This is a genomic window from Streptomyces pratensis (genome assembly GCF_016804005.1).
GTDB classification, from domain to species: Bacteria; Actinomycetota; Actinomycetes; order Streptomycetales; family Streptomycetaceae; genus Streptomyces; species Streptomyces pratensis_A.
Genome location: NZ_CP051486.1, coordinates 7,745,344 through 7,760,598 on the forward strand (window position 1 = coordinate 7,745,344; position 15,255 = coordinate 7,760,598).

Annotated in this window: 14 protein-coding genes; 6 read left to right on the forward strand and 8 right to left on the reverse strand. The window is 71.2% G+C overall.

Going from position 1 to position 15,255, the window contains the following annotated elements; translation table 11 throughout:
- Nucleotides 1-130 precede the first annotated feature (130 nt).
- Entirely contained in the window at nucleotides 131-1,420 is a 1,290-nt protein-coding gene (locus tag HED23_RS32555) for a lipase (RefSeq protein WP_238442198.1), read from the reverse strand.
- Nucleotides 1,421-1,809: 389 nt separating this feature from the next.
- On the opposite strand from HED23_RS32555, the gene HED23_RS35935 reads away from it, so the two are divergent.
- The 3 genes from HED23_RS35935 (at nucleotide 1,810) to HED23_RS32570 (ending at nucleotide 3,261) form a co-directional block, all read left to right on the forward strand.
- Nucleotides 1,810-1,935: a hypothetical protein gene (locus tag HED23_RS35935; RefSeq protein WP_338019618.1), complete on the forward strand. Its 126-nt coding sequence runs from the start codon at nucleotides 1,810-1,812 to the stop codon at nucleotides 1,933-1,935.
- A gap of 74 nt (nucleotides 1,936-2,009) precedes the next feature.
- Complete coding sequence (locus HED23_RS32565; protein WP_203186901.1) at nucleotides 2,010-2,417, forward strand: SRPBCC family protein; 408 nt, start codon at nucleotides 2,010-2,012, stop codon at nucleotides 2,415-2,417.
- Nucleotides 2,418-2,508: 91 nt separating this feature from the next.
- Entirely contained in the window at nucleotides 2,509-3,261 is a 753-nt protein-coding gene (locus HED23_RS32570; RefSeq protein WP_203186902.1) for a DUF4253 domain-containing protein, read from the forward strand.
- Between the two features lie 259 nt (nucleotides 3,262-3,520).
- On the opposite strand, the gene HED23_RS32575 is transcribed toward HED23_RS32570, so the two are convergent.
- From HED23_RS32575 to HED23_RS32605, 7 genes are all read right to left on the reverse strand, one after another.
- The gene (locus tag HED23_RS32575) at nucleotides 3,521-4,837 is read right to left on the reverse strand and encodes a hypothetical protein (protein WP_203186903.1); all 1,317 of its coding nucleotides are present in this window, start codon (nucleotides 4,835-4,837) and stop codon (nucleotides 3,521-3,523) included.
- A gap of 113 nt (nucleotides 4,838-4,950) precedes the next feature.
- A complete protein-coding gene (hemB, locus tag HED23_RS32580; RefSeq protein ID WP_203186904.1) occupies nucleotides 4,951-5,946 on the reverse strand; it encodes a porphobilinogen synthase in 996 nt (331 codons plus the stop codon).
- A gap of 128 nt (nucleotides 5,947-6,074) precedes the next feature.
- A complete protein-coding gene (locus HED23_RS32585; protein WP_203186905.1) occupies nucleotides 6,075-7,742 on the reverse strand; it encodes a uroporphyrinogen-III synthase in 1,668 nt (555 codons plus the stop codon).
- The gene (gene hemC, locus HED23_RS32590) at nucleotides 7,739-8,725 is read right to left on the reverse strand and encodes a hydroxymethylbilane synthase (protein ID WP_099177653.1); all 987 of its coding nucleotides are present in this window, start codon (nucleotides 8,723-8,725) and stop codon (nucleotides 7,739-7,741) included. The genes HED23_RS32585 and hemC overlap by 4 nt, the downstream gene beginning before the upstream one ends.
- The gene (locus HED23_RS32595; RefSeq protein WP_203186906.1) at nucleotides 8,722-10,215 is read right to left on the reverse strand and encodes a glutamyl-tRNA reductase; all 1,494 of its coding nucleotides are present in this window, start codon (nucleotides 10,213-10,215) and stop codon (nucleotides 8,722-8,724) included. Before HED23_RS32595 ends, hemC begins: the two co-directional genes overlap by 4 nt.
- Entirely contained in the window at nucleotides 10,212-10,997 is a 786-nt protein-coding gene (locus tag HED23_RS32600) for a redox-sensing transcriptional repressor Rex (protein WP_203186907.1), read from the reverse strand. The genes HED23_RS32595 and HED23_RS32600 overlap by 4 nt, the downstream gene beginning before the upstream one ends.
- 285 nt (nucleotides 10,998-11,282) lie before the next feature.
- Nucleotides 11,283-11,558: a glutaredoxin family protein gene (locus HED23_RS32605; protein WP_203186908.1), complete on the reverse strand. Its 276-nt coding sequence runs from the start codon at nucleotides 11,556-11,558 to the stop codon at nucleotides 11,283-11,285.
- Nucleotides 11,559-11,702: 144 nt separating this feature from the next.
- Here HED23_RS32605 and HED23_RS32610 point away from each other — a divergent pair, with 144 nt between their 5' ends.
- From HED23_RS32610 to HED23_RS32620, 3 genes are all read left to right on the forward strand, one after another.
- Entirely contained in the window at nucleotides 11,703-12,644 is a 942-nt protein-coding gene (locus HED23_RS32610; RefSeq protein ID WP_203186909.1) for an HAD family hydrolase, read from the forward strand.
- A 380-nt stretch (nucleotides 12,645-13,024) separates the two neighbouring features.
- Nucleotides 13,025-13,801: an ECF subfamily RNA polymerase sigma factor, BldN family gene (locus HED23_RS32615; protein ID WP_203186910.1), complete on the forward strand. Its 777-nt coding sequence runs from the start codon at nucleotides 13,025-13,027 to the stop codon at nucleotides 13,799-13,801.
- A gap of 209 nt (nucleotides 13,802-14,010) precedes the next feature.
- Nucleotides 14,011-15,210: a DUF5667 domain-containing protein gene (locus tag HED23_RS32620; protein ID WP_203186911.1), complete on the forward strand. Its 1,200-nt coding sequence runs from the start codon at nucleotides 14,011-14,013 to the stop codon at nucleotides 15,208-15,210.
- The last annotated feature ends 45 nt before the right edge of the window (nucleotides 15,211-15,255 follow it).

A 15,255-nucleotide genomic window follows, 5' to 3' on the forward strand; every position in this document is an offset into this window, starting at 1 on the left:
CCTCCAGGGCGGACCACCTCCCCACAGGACTGATTCCGGCCGGCGTCCACATCCTGCTGGGAACGATCCGGCCCGCCCTCTCCCATCGCCTTCCCCACGCGCTCGCGGCCGGGCCCGGCGACATCCCGGGTCACCGAAGCTGACGGAACCAGCGGACGATCGCCGACGTGGCCGACACGTTGGACCCCAGGTGACGGGACCCCTGGTGGTCGACCTCACCGAGATCGACGACCGGTGCGTCCACACCGTTGCGCTGCAGAGCCGCCCGGCAGTACTCGGTGTTGCCGGTGACGGCCTGCTCGTCGCCGGCCGCCATGTACAGCCGGACCGGGGCGTCCGGCACCCAGTCGGTGCACACGGCGTCCGTCGTGCGCAGCGCGTCGGCCAGCCCCCCTGTCGGGTGCTCCAGCAGTGCGCGGCCGTGGTCGGTCAGCAGCTCGTCCAGGGTCTCCGGAGTGCCTCTCATCAGCTGCTCCCCCGTGTGAGCCCCGTCGAAGAGCGCCTCGATGCCGTCGGCGTAATCCTGTTCGAAGACCTCTCCAGGGCTGTCGTAGACGGGGTGGAGGCGGTTGAAGGCCACCAGGGCGTACGCCGCGTAGACCACACCGTCCTTCTCGTTCACGTCGCCCCTGAGCAGCGCGGGCAGCTCCGTGCCGCCGAAGTCGTACGCCCCGCTGACCGGTGCCAGAGCACCCAGCCTGAACCACCGGTCCTCGCCGGCCTCCAGGGCCCTTCCGAGCCCCAGGGCGGCCGACGCACCCTGCGAGAAGCCTGTGACCATGACGTCGCGCTCCAGCACACGGCCGGTGCGCGGCGCGAAGGCGCGCGCCGCGCGCAGCATGTCCAGAGAAGCCGTGGTCTCCGAGCCGATGTCCATCCACGGGTGCAGGCCGGGCCCCTCACCCATCCCCAGATAGTCGGGCGCAACCCCGGCCGCCCCCGCCGCAGCGTGCGCGACGACCGGGGCGGGCACGAACGCGGCGCGCCGCATGGACGGGGAATCGTCCTTGTGGGCGCCCGTGCCGTGTGCGAAGGAGACCGGCCGTAAGCGCTTCTCGCTCATGAGCGGCAGCACGAACAGCCCGCTCGCCGTCGTGGGGTGCCCGTACGCGTCGACGGTCCGGTAGACCAGTCTGTACGCGACCACCCCGTGCCGGACGGTGCCCCGTTCGAAGCCCGCCTCCGCCAGTTCGGCGGCCACGTCCGCAGGGGTGGCCAGGGTGTACAGCTTCTCTGCGGACACAAGCGTGCCGCGCGCCTGGTGCTGGGTCTGCGTGCGCGGGGCGGACGGTGCGACTGCCGCCGCCGCTGCCGTCGCGGGGCCGGCGAGGAGGAGTGCGCAACAGGCGGCCGCAAGGGGGGCTCTCAGTCGGCGGTGCCGGGCCCGGACGGGTGTCGACTCGGCTGCGGTGGTGATCACGGTTCCCCCAAGTACGTTCCTGAGCTGACCTGTTCAGCCTCCCAAGGCCCGAGCGGTTCCACATTGAGGCGGCCCCCCTGCCTTGCCTGGGGGTGGCCCCCCGCACGGCGCTGTCCGAGTGCGACCGTTCATGTTCCGGACTGCCGGGCCGAGTTCGCTCGCCCCCATGCCGGGCGACCTCCTCGGTCCCCCGCCCCGCACGCCTGGGCCGAACCTCTTATCTCCACGCTCGTCACCCTGCCCGCAACGGGCCTCGCCCCGCTCTGCGCCGCCTTCTCCCCCATGGCGTGCGACTCCTGCGACGGAGCGCAGGGCGAACGCCTCACCGACTCGTTCGACGTGGCAGGGGGGCTCTCCGCACCGGTCTCGCGCTGTCCCTGATCGTCCTCGTGGCGAGCTGGGCCGTGGCGTGGCGCCGACGTCACACCGCGAGACGCGGACTCCTCGCCCTGGCCGCGCCCGCCCTCGCCGGTGTCGCCTCCGTTGCGTTCGCGGCCCTCGTCGACCGGCCGTGAACCGGACGACCGGACGGGCACCACGTCCGATCCGTCCAGGACGACGACGCCGGTGACTGGATAACGTCGACGCCATGACCGCTTCCGGCACCGAGTCCCGTCACATCGGCATCCACATCGACCGTCCCGCCAGGGAGGTCTACGACTACGCGTCGGATCCGTCCCACCTGCCCGAGTGGGCGGCCGGGCTGGGCAGTTCGATCGAGAGGACGGACGGACAGTGGGCCGCCGACTCACCCATGGGCCGGATCCTGATCGACTTCGCACCCCGGAACGACTACGGCGTGCTCGACCACGACGTCACACTGCCGACCGGCGAGACCGTCCACAACCCGCTGCGGGTGATCGCCGACACCGACGGGTGCGAAGTCGTCTTCACCCTGCGCCGCCGGCCGGACACGGGCGCCGACGAATTCCGGCGCGACGCGGAGGCGGTGTCAGCGGACCTCGCGACGCTCAAGCGCCTCATGGAACGGGCCTGACCCCGCCCACCCGGCGCTCGCGCGGCACAGGTTCCCGGCGCGTGCGCGGGAGACGGCCCGCTGTCAGAGGCAGAACCTAGGGTTGGCCGGTATGGCGACCCTCCCGAACCAACTGCCCCTGCTCAGGCTCCCGGCGGGCACCCTCGTGGACACCACGGGCGACGGACCGTGGCACGAACCTCTCCTCTGGTACGCCGACGAGCCCGCACAGCCGGGCGACTGGTCACGCCTCCGGGCCACGGGCCGCCCGCTCGGCCTCCTCCCGGTCCTGATAGACCGTGGCCTGCGCGACGAGGGCCCTCAGGACTGGGAGCTCCAGCCCGCCTTCACGACCTACCCCGGCGACCACGACGCCGAGGAGGTGCTCAGCGAGGCCTGGGACGCGTACGCCTCCGACGAGCCCGATGACTCCGCGCCGTGGCCCGGGCCGGCACCGGTCCCGGCCGCGAGCACGGCCGGGACCCCGGACGAACTGGCCGCCGAGGTTGCGGACATGCTCGCGGGCACGGTGAGGCCGGCTCTCGTGCCCGCCCGGCGCAGCGCGGACATCCCCGCAGCGATCGGCTGGTCAGGGCCGCTCAACCACGAGAACGACGTGGCCCGGCTCTGCGCGGTGCTGCGCTCCTGGGAGGACCGGTTCGACATCAGAGTCGTCGCGCTCGGCTTCGACACCCTGAAGGTGTCCGTGGCAAGGCCTCCCACCACCGAGGCGGAAGCCTGTGCCCTGGCCTCCGAGCACTTCGCCTTCTGCCCGGACAACGTCGACCGCCGGCCGCACGGACTGCGCGCCTACGCCGACGAGCACCTGCTGGGCCAGGAGGTCTGGACGTTCTGGTGGGACTGAGCGCCGGCGATCGGACCGGACTCCAGGCGTCCGGAGGCCTTGAGCAAGTCGCGCAGTCCGGCGACACGGATGGCACGTCCCACTCGCCGGGCAGCGCGACGGAGACGTCCTGCACATCCCGTTCGCCGGGCAGCGCGACAGAGACGTCCTGCACATCCCGTTCGCCGGGCAGCGCGACAGAGACGTCCTGTACGTCCTGACCCGGCAGGCGAGAGGGGCGGCAGAGCCCGGACACCGGCCGTCGGACAGACACCGGGCGTCAGACGAACCGTGAACTGGCCACCGGCCCCGACGACCGCAGCCGGGCCCGGTCACCCTGGAGCCAGGTGCCACGCACCGCCGAGACGAAGTCCGCGAGCCCCTCGACGGAGTCAGCGGGCGCCTGCCCGTCCCCCTCGTCCGGGATCGGATCGGCGCCCACGATCCCGGCGGCGATCTCCGCCTCCGGCCGCTCGTCGGCGTCCCCGCGCTCCACTCCGCCGTCGGCACCCTGCCGCAGGCCCGCACCCCACGGCGCCACGGCGGACTGGTGGAGCAGCGAGACACTGTCCGCGGTGACGGCGGGCGGATCGGTCCAGCAACTGGCGTGCTCGTGCAGGACCTGACCCGGCGTCCGGTGGAAGAGCTGCGCGATCGCTTCGGGGCCCTGGTCGGCACGCGCGGTCTCGTCCAGGTCGTAGGCGATGACGACGGTGTCCTCCCGGCCGGACTCGAAGGGCTCCGCCGGGAGTCCCAGCACCTCGGATGCGGCCAGCCCCAGGATTACGCTCCCCCGGTCCGGCAACAGGGACACCGACCGAGGCCGCACCTCGGCGGCGGCGAGCACCGCCTTCAGCCGCAGCAGACCTTGCAAGCACTGGTCGTAGGAGTCCTGCAACCAGGCGTACCGCCCCGCCATCCCCGCGTCGAAGCCGTACGGGGACATCGCGCCCAGCACGGTGCCGCCCATGACGTACTGCCAGCCCCGGAGATCCGAGTGGTCGAGCGGGCTGACCGGTCCGGCGGTCGCGGCACGCTCCAGGACACGGTTCTGCCGTTCCCAGGCACCGAGCCAGGTGTCGTCGGCAGGGGCGGGCAACCGCGCGTGCTGACGGCGGGCCAGTTCCAGATCACCCGCGAGGACCGCGTTGAAGACCAGGAGATACCGGTCCGGCCAGTCGGCGAGGCCGTCCTCATGGGTGAGCAGTGCGTCCACGGCATCGCGGTGCCGTCCCTCGTCCTCGTAGGCGGAGACCAGTTCACGCAGCGTCCCGGCGGAACCCGGCGCCAGCCGCAGAGCCTCCCGCAGCGCGGGTATCGCGAGATAGGGCACGCCGCGTTCCACGCACGCGTAGCCGTAGTCGTGGAGCGGCCGCACCCGGTCAGGGTGAGCGGCCAGCGCGGTGGCCGCCTTCCGCAGGTCGTCGAAGCCCGCCGCTCCCGCCACCCGCCCGACGACGGCCGCCACCTGCCCCAGCGGGGCCGAGGACGCCTGCCTCAGCTCCCGCAGCGCGCCCGGGACGTCACCTCCGTCGAGGCACTCCCAGGCCGCGGCCAGCTCGGGGGACGTGGGACGGCGATTCCTGCGCGAGAACATGCGGGCGATCCTCCCGGCAACCGGGCGCGCCCTCAACCGAATTGATCACCGGGCCACCGCACGCCGCACGAGCGGGCCACGGCCCGCCGCGCCCCGCTCCGGTCCTTCCGGCCTCAGCGCCCAAGCTTCTGCGCGACCTCCGTCGCCCAGTACGTCAGGATCATCCGCGCACCCGCGCGCCGGATCCCCGTAAGGCTCTCCAGGATCGCCGCGTCCCGGTCGATCCAGCCCTTCTCCGCGGCGGCCTCGATCATCGCGTACTCGCCACTGATCTGGTACGCCGCGACCGGCACGTCCACCGCGTCCGCGACCTTGGCGAGGATGTCCAGGTACGGGCCCGCCGGCTTGACCATGACCATGTCGGCGCCCTCCTCCAGGTCCAGCGCCAGCTCACGCAGCGACTCGCGGATGTTCGCCGGGTCCTGCTGGTACGTCTTGCGGTCGCCCTTGAGCGACGAGCCCACCGCCTCGCGGAACGGGCCGTAGAAGGCCGAGCTGTACTTCGCCGTGTAGGCGAGGATCGACACGTCCTCGTGGCCCGTCTGGTCCAGCGCGTCCCGGATCACACCGACCTGACCGTCCATCATCCCGCTCGGGCCCACCACATGGGCGCCCGCGTCGGCCTGCACCTGGGCCATCTCGGCGTACCGCTCCAGCGTGGCGTCGTTGTCGACGCGGCCGTCCTCGGTCAGCACCCCGCAGTGCCCGTGGTCGGTGTACTCGTCCAGACAGAGGTCCGACATGACCACCAGGTCGTCCCCGACCTCTTCGCGCACCGCCCGCAGACCCACCTGGAGAATGCCCTCCGGGTCCGTCCCCGCCGTGCCCCGCGCGTCCTTCTTCCCGTCCAGCGGGACGCCGAAGAGCATGATCCCCGATACACCCGCCGCGACCGCGTCGACAGCGGCCTTCCGCAGCGTGTCCAGGGTGTGCTGCTGCACGCCCGGCATGGCCGAGATGGCGACCGGGGCGTCGATGCCCTCGCGTACGAACGCGGGCAGGATCAGATTCGCCGGGTCGAGCCGGGTCTCGGCGACCATGCGCCGCATGACGGGGGTCGTCCGCAGCCGGCGGGGCCGCGAGCCGGGGAAGTTTCCGTAATCGGTCATCCTCCGAGACTAGACCCGTACACATCACCGGTTTACCGACAGCCCAGCCGGAAAAACAGCCGGGAGAACAGGCAGGGCCCGGCCGCTCCGTGAAGGAGCTGCCGGGCCCGTACAACCGTCGTCGACCCTCAGGTGGTCGTCCGGCGACGCCGCGCACCAGGGCGCCGCTCGCTCGGCCGCGTCACCGGGTCACCGGCCTCCTTGGCCGCGTCCCGGCGCTGCGCGCCGAAGTCCGCCAGCGCCTGGGCCAGCTTGTGGACCGACGGCTCAGGGGACAGGACGTCGACCCGCAGGCCGTGCTCCTCGGCGGTCTTCGCCGTCGCGGGGCCGATGCACGCGATCACCGTCACGTTGTGCGGCTTACCCGCGATACCGACCAGGTTGCGGACGGTCGAGGACGAGGTGAAGAGCACCGCGTCGAAACCACCGCCCTTGATCGCCTCCCGGGTCTCGGCCGGCGGCGGCGAAGCGCGGACCGTGCGGTACGCGGTGACGTCGTCGACCTCCCAGCCCAGCTCGATGAGGCCGGCCACCAGGGTCTCGGTGGCGATGTCGGCACGCGGCAGGAACACCCTGTCGATCGGGTCGAAGACCGGGTCGTACGGCGGCCAGTCCTCCAGCAGACCGGCGGCCGACTGCTCGCCCGACGGCACGAGATCCGGCTTCACACCGAAGTCGACCAGCGCGGCCGCGGTCTGCTCACCGACGGCCGCGACCTTGATCCCGGCGAAGGCGCGGGCATCGAGCCCGTACTCCTCGAACTTCTCCCGCACGGCCTTCACCGCGTTGACCGAGGTGAAGGCGATCCACTCGTAGCGGCCCGTGACCAGGCCCTTGACCGCCCGCTCCATCTGCTGGGGCGTGCGCGGCGGCTCGACGGCGATCGTCGGCACCTCGTGCGGCACCGCGCCGTACGAACGCAGCTGGTCGGAGAGCGACGCCGCCTGCTCCTTCGTGCGCGGCACGAGCACCTTCCAGCCGAACAGCGGCTTGGACTCGAACCACGCGAGCTGGTCGCGCTGGGCGGCGGAGCTGCGCTCCCCGACCACGGCTATCACCGGAAGGTGCCCGTCCGGCGACGGGAGGACCTTGGCCTGCTTCAGGACCTGGGCGATCGTCCCGAGGGTCGCCGTCCAGGTGCGCTGGCGGGTCGTCGTCCCGGCGATCGTGACCGTGAGCGGGGTGTCGGGCTTACGGCCGGCCGAGACCAGCTCACCGGCGGCCGCGGCCACCGAGTCGAGCGACGCGGACACGACGGCCGTCGCGTCACTCGCACCGACCTCGGACCAGCAGCGGTCCGACGCGGTGCGCGCGTCCACGAAGCGCACGTCCGCGCCCTGCGCGTCACGCAGCGGCACACCGGCGTACGCGGGTACACCGACCGCGTTCGCGATGCCGGGCACGACCTCGAAAGGCACGCCCGCGGCAGCGCAGGCGAGCATCTCGGCACCCGTGTTGCCGTCCAGGCCAGGGTCGCCCGTAACAGCACGGACCACCCGCCTGCCGCCCTTCGCTGCCTCCATGACAAGATTGGCGGCATCCCTGAGGACGGGTACTCCGGCGGGTGTTGACGCCACGTCAACAACCGTCATCTCAGGTGTGCTTACCCCTGCCCGCGCATGGCAGCGAACGACGTCGAGAACCTCAGGTTCAGCGACAAGGACGTCCGCGCTCGCAAGCGCCTCGACGGCGCGCAGAGTCAGCAGTCCCGGGTCGCCGGGACCGGCGCCGAGGAAGGTGACATGCCCTGAGGACAGGACAGGGAAGTCGGATACGACAGGGCCGGTGGGGCTCAAAGTGCTCGCTCCCCCATAAGACCGGCCGCACCCTTGGCAAGCATCTCGGCCGCGAGCTCGCGACCGAGGGCCGCCGCGTCGTCGTGCGACGTGGGGACGGGACCGGTGATGGACAGCTGCACCAGGGAAGTACCGTCGGTTGAACCGACGACACCGCGCAGGCGCAGTTCGTTGACAACCTGCCCGTCGGCCAGGAGGTCTGCCAGCGCACCCACAGGTGCGGAACAGCCGGCCTCCAGGGCGTTGAGCAGGGCGCGCTCGGCGGTCACGGCGACCCGGGTGTACGGGTCGTCGAGCTCGGCGAGAGCTGCGGCGAGGTCAGCGCTGCTTTCAGCGCATTCGACCGCCAGTGCTCCCTGGCCGGGAGCGGGCAGGACGGTGTCGACCGGCAGGAAACCGGTGACCTCGTCCGTGCGTCCGAGGCGGCTGAGCCCGGCGGCGGCGAGTACCACCGCGTCCAGCTCCCCGCTTCGTACAAAACCAATGCGCGTATCGACGTTGCCGCGGATGGCGACGGTCTCTATCTCGAGGCCGTGCGAGCGGGCATACGCGTTGAGCTGCGCCATGCGGCGCGGAGAACCGGTGCCGATGCGGGCACCGGGCGGCAGCTGCTCGAAGGTCAGACCGTCCCGCGCCACCAGTGCGTCGCGCGGGTCCTCGCGCGTCGGCACGGCGGCCAGGACGAGACCCTCGGGCTGCGTGGTCGGCAGGTCCTTCAGCGAGTGGACGGCGAAGTCCACCTCACCGCTCAGCAGCGCCTCGCGCAGGGCGGCGACGAACACGCCCGTCCCGCCGATCTGCGCCAGGTGCTCACGGGAGACGTCCCCGTACGTGGTGATCTCGACGAGCTCGACGGCACGCCCGGTCACCTCGCGGACCGCGTCGGCGACCATGCCGGACTGCGCCATGGCGAGCTTGCTGCGCCGGGTGCCTAGCCGGAGCGGTGTTGTGGTCTCCCCGCCCAGGGGTGAGTTGTCGGTCATGACCGCCCTCTATTCGGGTCGTTCAGGTCTGCCCGTGAGACGGCGGCCACCGTCTGCGGGTCGAGGTCGAAGAGTTCCCGCAGCGCATCGGCGTACCCGGCGCCGCCGGGCTCGCTGGCGAGCTGCTTGACCCGCACGGTGGGCGCGTGCAGGAGCTTGTCGACGACGCGGCGCACGGTCTGCGTGATCTCGGCGCGCTGCTTCTCGTCCAGGTCGGGGAGGCGCCCGTCGAGCCGCGCGATCTCGCCGGCCACCACATCGGCGGCCATGGTGCGCAGGGCGACGACGGTCGGGGTGATGTGGGCGGCGCGCTGCGCGGCGCCGAAGGCGGCGACCTCGTCGGCGACGATGGTGCGCACCTGGTCCACATCGGCGGCCATCGGGGCGTCCGCGGACGCCTCGGCGAGCGACTCGATGTCGACGAGGCGCACACCGTCGACACGGTGGGCCGCCCCGTCGATGTCACGCGGCATCGCGAGGTCCAGCAGGTGGAGCCGGGCCGGACCGGTGACGGCCGGCCGCACGGGCACCCGGCGCACGGCCCGGTCCTGAGCGGCAGACGTGGCGGAACCGTTCTCCACCCACGCCGCGTGCTGGTCCAGCTCGTCGGGCGCCGCGGTGGCCGGTGCCTCGGGGGCCTGGACCGCGTTGTCGAAGTCGACGCCGAGCGCGGCGGCGACGGCCTCCGCCGTCAGGACGAGGCCGGTCGCACCGGTACAGGACACGACGACGTCGGCACGTGTCAGTTCGCCCGCGACCTCGGTCATCTCCGCTGCGCGCGCCGTCGGGACACCCGCCTGGCCGAGGATCTCGACGAGCCGGTCGGCACGGGACCTGGTCCGGTTGGCGACGACGATCTCCTCGACGCCCGCGCGGGCCAGGGTGGCCGCGGCGAGCGAGGACATCGAGCCCGCACCGATCACCAGGGCACGCTTGCCGGCCGCCCACTCGGCCACCTCGGCGCCGTCGGCCAGCTGCTCGAGGCCGAAGGTGACGAGCGACTGCCCGGCCCGGTCGATCCCGGTCTCGCTGTGGGCGCGCTTGCCGACCCGCAGGGCCTGCTGGAAGAGGTCGTTCAGCAGGCGCCCCGCGGTGTGGAGCTCCTGCCCCCGCGCGAGTGCGTCCTTCATCTGGCCCAGGATCTGGCCCTCGCCGACGACCATGGAGTCCAGCCCGCACGCCACCGAGAAGAGGTGGTGGACGGCACGGTCCTCGTAGTGCACATAAAGATAAGGAGTCAGCTCGTCCAGCCCGACCCCGCTGTGCTGCGCGAGCAGGGTGGACAGCTCGGCGACACCCGCGTGGAACTTGTCCACGTCCGCGTACAGCTCGATGCGGTTGCAGGTGGCCAGGACGGCGGCCTCGGTCGCGGGCTCCGCGGCGAGGGTGTCCTGAAGCAGCTTCGTCTGGGCCTCGGCCGCCAGGGACGCCCGCTCCAGCACGGAGACGGGGGCACTGCGGTGGCTCAGTCCTACGACCAGGAGACTCATGCCGGCATCACGGCGGGCATGTCCCCGTCAGGTCCCTTCCGGCCGGCGGGGGTGGCGCGCATCGGCGGCGCCTGCTCCTCGTCGGATTCCACGACCGCCCTGCCGTCGGCAGCGGCCTCCTCGCCGGCCTTGCGCTGCTCGTGGAAGGCGAGGATCTGCAGCTCGATCGAGAGATCGACCTTGCGCACGTCGACGCCGTCCGGCACGGAGAGCACCGTCGGCGCGAAGTTCAGGATGGAGGTCACGCCCGCGGCGACGAGCCGGTCGCAGACCTGCTGGGCCGCGCCGGGCGGGGTGGTGATGACCCCGATGGACACGCCGTTGTCGCTGATGATCCGGTCCAGGTCATCGGTGTGCTGGACGGCGATCCCGGCCACGGGCGTACCCGCCATGGCCGGGTCGGCGTCGATCAGCGCGGCGACCCGGAAGCCACGGGAGGCGAAACCGCCGTAGTTCGCGAGCGCGGCGCCGAGGTTACCGATACCGACGATCGCCACCGGCCAGTCCTGGGTGAGCCCCAGTTCGCGGGAGATCTGGTAGACGAGATACTCGACGTCGTACCCGACACCACGCGTGCCGTAGGAGCCCAGGTAGCTGAAGTCCTTGCGCAGCTTGGCGGAATTGACTCCCGCCGCCGCGGCGAGTTCCTCGGAGGAGACCGTGGGAACCGAGCGCTCGGAGAGCGCTGTCAGTGCGCGGAGATACAGCGGAAGCCGAGCGACAGTGGCCTCGGGAATTCCTCGGCTACGGGTCGCCGGTCGGTGAGTTCGGCCAGTTGCCACGGTGCTCCTGCGGGATGAGCGGGGCTGCAGGCGGCCGTATGTCCTATGACCGCCCCGTCGACAGCAGGCTATGTCTTTGTGAACGCGTGCACAAAGATGGTGTCCGTTTTGTCTGGTCAAAGTGACCGGGGTCACGCATATTCCCTGCGCGATCCCGGAACCCGGGACGGCATCAGCCCGTTGCGGGCCCGAAGGGGGCAAGACGGTACACACTCCTCATGTCCACGCCCCCGAGACCACTCAAAACGCCCACGATGTTAACCGGGTTTCACCAAGGAAGCCCCCTCACGTACGCAGAGCCGTGCGCAGCCTCGCCGCGTCCACCCGCCAGAAGGTGTGCTGCTCGTCATCGATCAGGACCACCGGGATCTGCTCCCAGTACTCCTTGTACAACGCCTCGTCCTGGGTGATGTCCTTCTCCACCCAGGACGCACCGGTCTCCTCACAGACCGCGCTCACCACCCGCCGCGCGTCCTCACAGAGATGACACCCCGGCTTCCCCACCAGGGTCACCACCCGGTCCACGGGCTTCTTCCTCGTACGACGCAGCAGAGCACTCATACCTTCATTCTGCGCCCCTCGCGGGACCCTCCCGGAGCCGGCGGGAGCGCAGAATCACCCGTTTAACGCCTCGGTCCCGGAGAGTTCACACCGCCGCATCCCGCCAGGTCGGGAAGAGCCGAACAGAATGGCTATGCTCACGACATGGCCGCACTTGGATGGCTCACCCCCCGCAGGCGCCCCGCCACAGCACGCAGCGTGCTCGCAGGCGAGGCCGCAGCCGAGGCCGCGCGTAAGTCGGCACTTCCGGCCGGCACAGAAGAGCTGCCGGTCATCTCCGAGGAGGCCCGGGAGCCCGTGTTCCCGGTGGCCGGGGACGCACGGGCCGCCGCCTTCTTCGACCTCGACAACACCGTGATGCAGGGCGCCGCGATCTTCCACTTCGGCCGCGGCCTGTACAAGCGGAAGTTCTTCCAGCGCCGGGAACTGACCAGGTTCGCCTGGCAGCAGGCCTGGTTCAGGCTGGCCGGCGTCGAGGACCCGGAGCACATGCAGGACGCCCGCGACAGCGCCCTGTCCATCGTCAAGGGCCACCGCGTGTCCGAGCTGATGTCCATCGGCGAGGAGATCTACGACGAGTACATGGCCGACCGCATCTGGCCCGGCACCCGCGCCCTCGCCCAGGCCCACCTCGACGCGGGCCAGAAGGTCTGGCTGGTCACCGCCGCACCGGTGGAGACCGCAACGATCATCGCCCGCCGACTGGGCCTCACGGGCGCCCTGGGCACCGTCGCCGAGTCGGTCGACGGCGTCTACACGGGCCGGCTGGTCGGCGAGCCCCTGCACGGCCCGGCGAAGGCCGAGGCCGTACGCGCACTGGCCGCGGCCGAGGGCCTGGACCTGGAACGCTGCGCGGCGTACAGCGACTCGCACAACGACATCCCGATGCTGTCGCTGGTCGGCCACCCGTACGCGATCAACCCGGACTCCAAACTGCGCAAGCACGCCCGCTCCCTGGACTGGCGGCTGCGCGACTACCGCACCGGCCGCAAGGCGGCCAAGGTGGGCATCCCGGCCGCGGCCGGCGTCGGCGCACTGGCAGGCGGCACGGCCGCCGCCGTGGCGCTCCACCGCCGCCGCCGCTGACCCCTCACCCCGTATCCGCCGCCCCCTTCGCAGGAGGGGGCGCGGGACCGGCACGCCCGAAGCCGTACGCCCATTCGGGAGCGGGACAGCGGGCATGTGCACCCATCGCTCCGGCCAGTCGCGTTGCGTCCGGGCGACCACAACCCGTCGCCGCCACAGACACATCTCGAAGCCATTCGATCAATAACCGGTCATCACGTGCCACCTAAATCGTCACTTAGAGGTTACGGAAGCGACGTAACCGGTGATTTGAGCAACTGGGTGTAGCACTGCCTGTACGAAGCGTTATTCTCCTCAGACGCACAAGGAGCCCGCCACCCGCTACCACGAGTGACGGTTTTCGAACTGCACGTGATGGAAGCTCTGCCTCTGGGAGTCCCGTGTACCCACACGTCGGGGTTGACACCTCGGGCCTGGCTACGCTGCGCGCAACGGTCCTCGACCACTTGCGCGGCTTCGTCCCCACCGCGTACGCCGTCCCCCAATTTGCCACCCCTGTACCTGCCGGCCCTTGCTATGCGCTGGCCGAACGCAGCGCGGCCGTCGGAAGACGCAGCAACCGCGGCGCCGCGACCGCACCCGCCGTCCGCCGGCCCACGGCCGACAGCGACAGCGCGCGCATGATGGATCTCGTCGAGCGCGCGCAGGCCGGCGAGGCCGAGGCCTTCGGCCGCCTGTACGACCAGTACAGCGACACCGTGTACCGGTACATCTACTACCGCGTGGGAGGCAAGGCGACAGCGGAGGACCTCACGAGCGAGACGTTCCTGCGCGCACTCCGCCGCATCTCCACCTTCACCTGGCAGGGCCGCGACTTCGGCGCCTGGCTGGTCACGATCGCTCGTAACCTGGTCGCAGACCACTTCAAATCCAGTCGTTTCCGACTGGAAGTGACCACCGGCGAAATGCTCGACGCCAATGAGGTCGCCCGGAGCCCGGAGGACTCCGTCCTGGAGTCCCTCTCCAACGCCGCACTGCTGCAAGCCGTACGCCGGCTCAACCCGCAACAGCAGGAGTGCGTGACCCTGAGATTCCTGCAGGGCCTCTCGGTCGCCGAGACCGCCCGGGTCATGGGAAAGAACGAGGGCGCGATCAAAACCTTGCAGTACCGAGCCGTGCGAACACTCGCACGACTTCTGCCGGACGACGCCCGCTGACGTCACCATCCGTGACGTGTTCGTGACACACCGATCGGATCATCCTCTGTCCGTAACCCAACTGCCGCGCCACTCGTTGTGCCGGATGCAGGCCCCCTGTCGCCACACCTGACCGTTTCCACTCGCTCGATCGCGTGGAAACGTCTCCGGTGGGCAACCTTCCGGACCCTCAGGGGAGTCGACCGTCATGACGAGAGGAGGTGCCGCCAGTGATCGCAAACGTTTCGGCACACCGGCGGGCGAACGCCTTCGCCCAGGCCCTGGAGGAGCAGTCCCCCCAGGGTGCGGCGGCCGTACAGCCCGAGGACCCGGCCCAACCGGCCGACCACGGAACGCTGTTGGCCCTGGCGAACGGCCTCGGTGAGCTACCGGAGCCGGAATTCGATCCCGAGGTCAAAGTGGTGCAACGAGCCCAGCTCGTCGCGGCCATGGAGACCATGTTCGCCGAAGGCGGTGCGTCCACGGGCCCTACGGTGCCCGAACAGCGGAGCAAGGGAGCCCACCGGGCCTCCCCGATCCGGAGGCTGCGTCCCCGCTCCCGCTGGGCGAAAGGCCTCACCGCGGGCGGGCTCACGGTCGGTGTGGCCGCGGGAGCATTCGGCGGAGTGGCCGCTGCCAGTTCCGACGCCCTGCCGGGTGATTCCCTCTACCCGCTCAAGCGCGGCATGGAGGACATCAGTCTCGGCATGGCCGACGGCGACGCCGACCGTGGCGAGGTCTACCTCGACCAGGCGTCGACACGTCTCAACGAGGCCCGCCGGCTGATGGAACGCGGCCGCTCCGGCGAGATGGACCATGAATCCATCGGCGAGGTCAGACGCGCTCTCCACGGCATGACACACGACGCCACCGAGGGCCACCGCCTGCTCCACACCGCCTACCAGCGCGACGGTTCCCTCGGCCCGATCCAGACCCTGGACTCCTTCTCCCGCTCGCACCGCGCGAGCTGGAGCAGCCTCCGCGACCGGCTCCCCGTCCAACTGACCGACATCAGCGACAGGGTCAGCTCGGTCTTCGAGGCCATGGACCAGGAAGTCGCGCCGCTGAAGTCCCTGCTGCCCCGCACACCGGGCACCGGGGAGGGCGCGCCGCCCGCCGGCTCCACCCAGGAGGACCGGGGCTCGTCGGCCCCTGACCGCAGAGCTCCCGCCTCCTCCGCGGCACCGGACGACAGCGCCTCCACCGGCAGCACCGCCCCGAAGCCCTCGGGCTCCGGCAGCGGCCCGGCGGACGGCCTGCTCGACGGCGGTGCGGAAGGCCTGCTGGAGGACCTTCCGACGGACGGGACCACCCCGTCGTCCCCGGGCGGCACATCCGAGGCGTCCCCCGCACCCGACGTCACGCTGCCGCCGCTTCTCCCGGGCCTGTTGCCCGGCCTGGGCATCGACAGCGAGAACGTCGAGCCCTGAGGTCTCCGCACGAGGAGAGGGGGCCGTCCGGACGGACGGCCCCCT

Coding starts and splice junctions, on each gene's coding strand:
- HED23_RS32565 (WP_203186901.1), top strand. CDS start 2,010: ATGACCGCTTCCGGCACCGAGTCCCGTCACATCGGCATCCACATCGAC.
- HED23_RS32570 (WP_203186902.1), top strand. CDS start 2,509: ATGGCGACCCTCCCGAACCAACTGCCCCTGCTCAGGCTCCCGGCGGGC.
- HED23_RS32575 (WP_203186903.1), bottom strand. CDS start 4,837: ATGTTCTCGCGCAGGAATCGCCGTCCCACGTCCCCCGAGCTGGCCGCG.
- hemB (WP_203186904.1), bottom strand. CDS start 5,946: ATGACCGATTACGGAAACTTCCCCGGCTCGCGGCCCCGCCGGCTGCGG.
- hemC (WP_099177653.1), bottom strand. CDS start 8,725: ATGACCGACAACTCACCCCTGGGCGGGGAGACCACAACACCGCTCCGG.
- HED23_RS32595 (WP_203186906.1), bottom strand. CDS start 10,215: ATGAGTCTCCTGGTCGTAGGACTGAGCCACCGCAGTGCCCCCGTCTCC.
- HED23_RS32605 (WP_203186908.1), bottom strand. CDS start 11,558: ATGAGTGCTCTGCTGCGTCGTACGAGGAAGAAGCCCGTGGACCGGGTG.
- HED23_RS32610 (WP_203186909.1), top strand. CDS start 11,703: ATGGCCGCACTTGGATGGCTCACCCCCCGCAGGCGCCCCGCCACAGCA.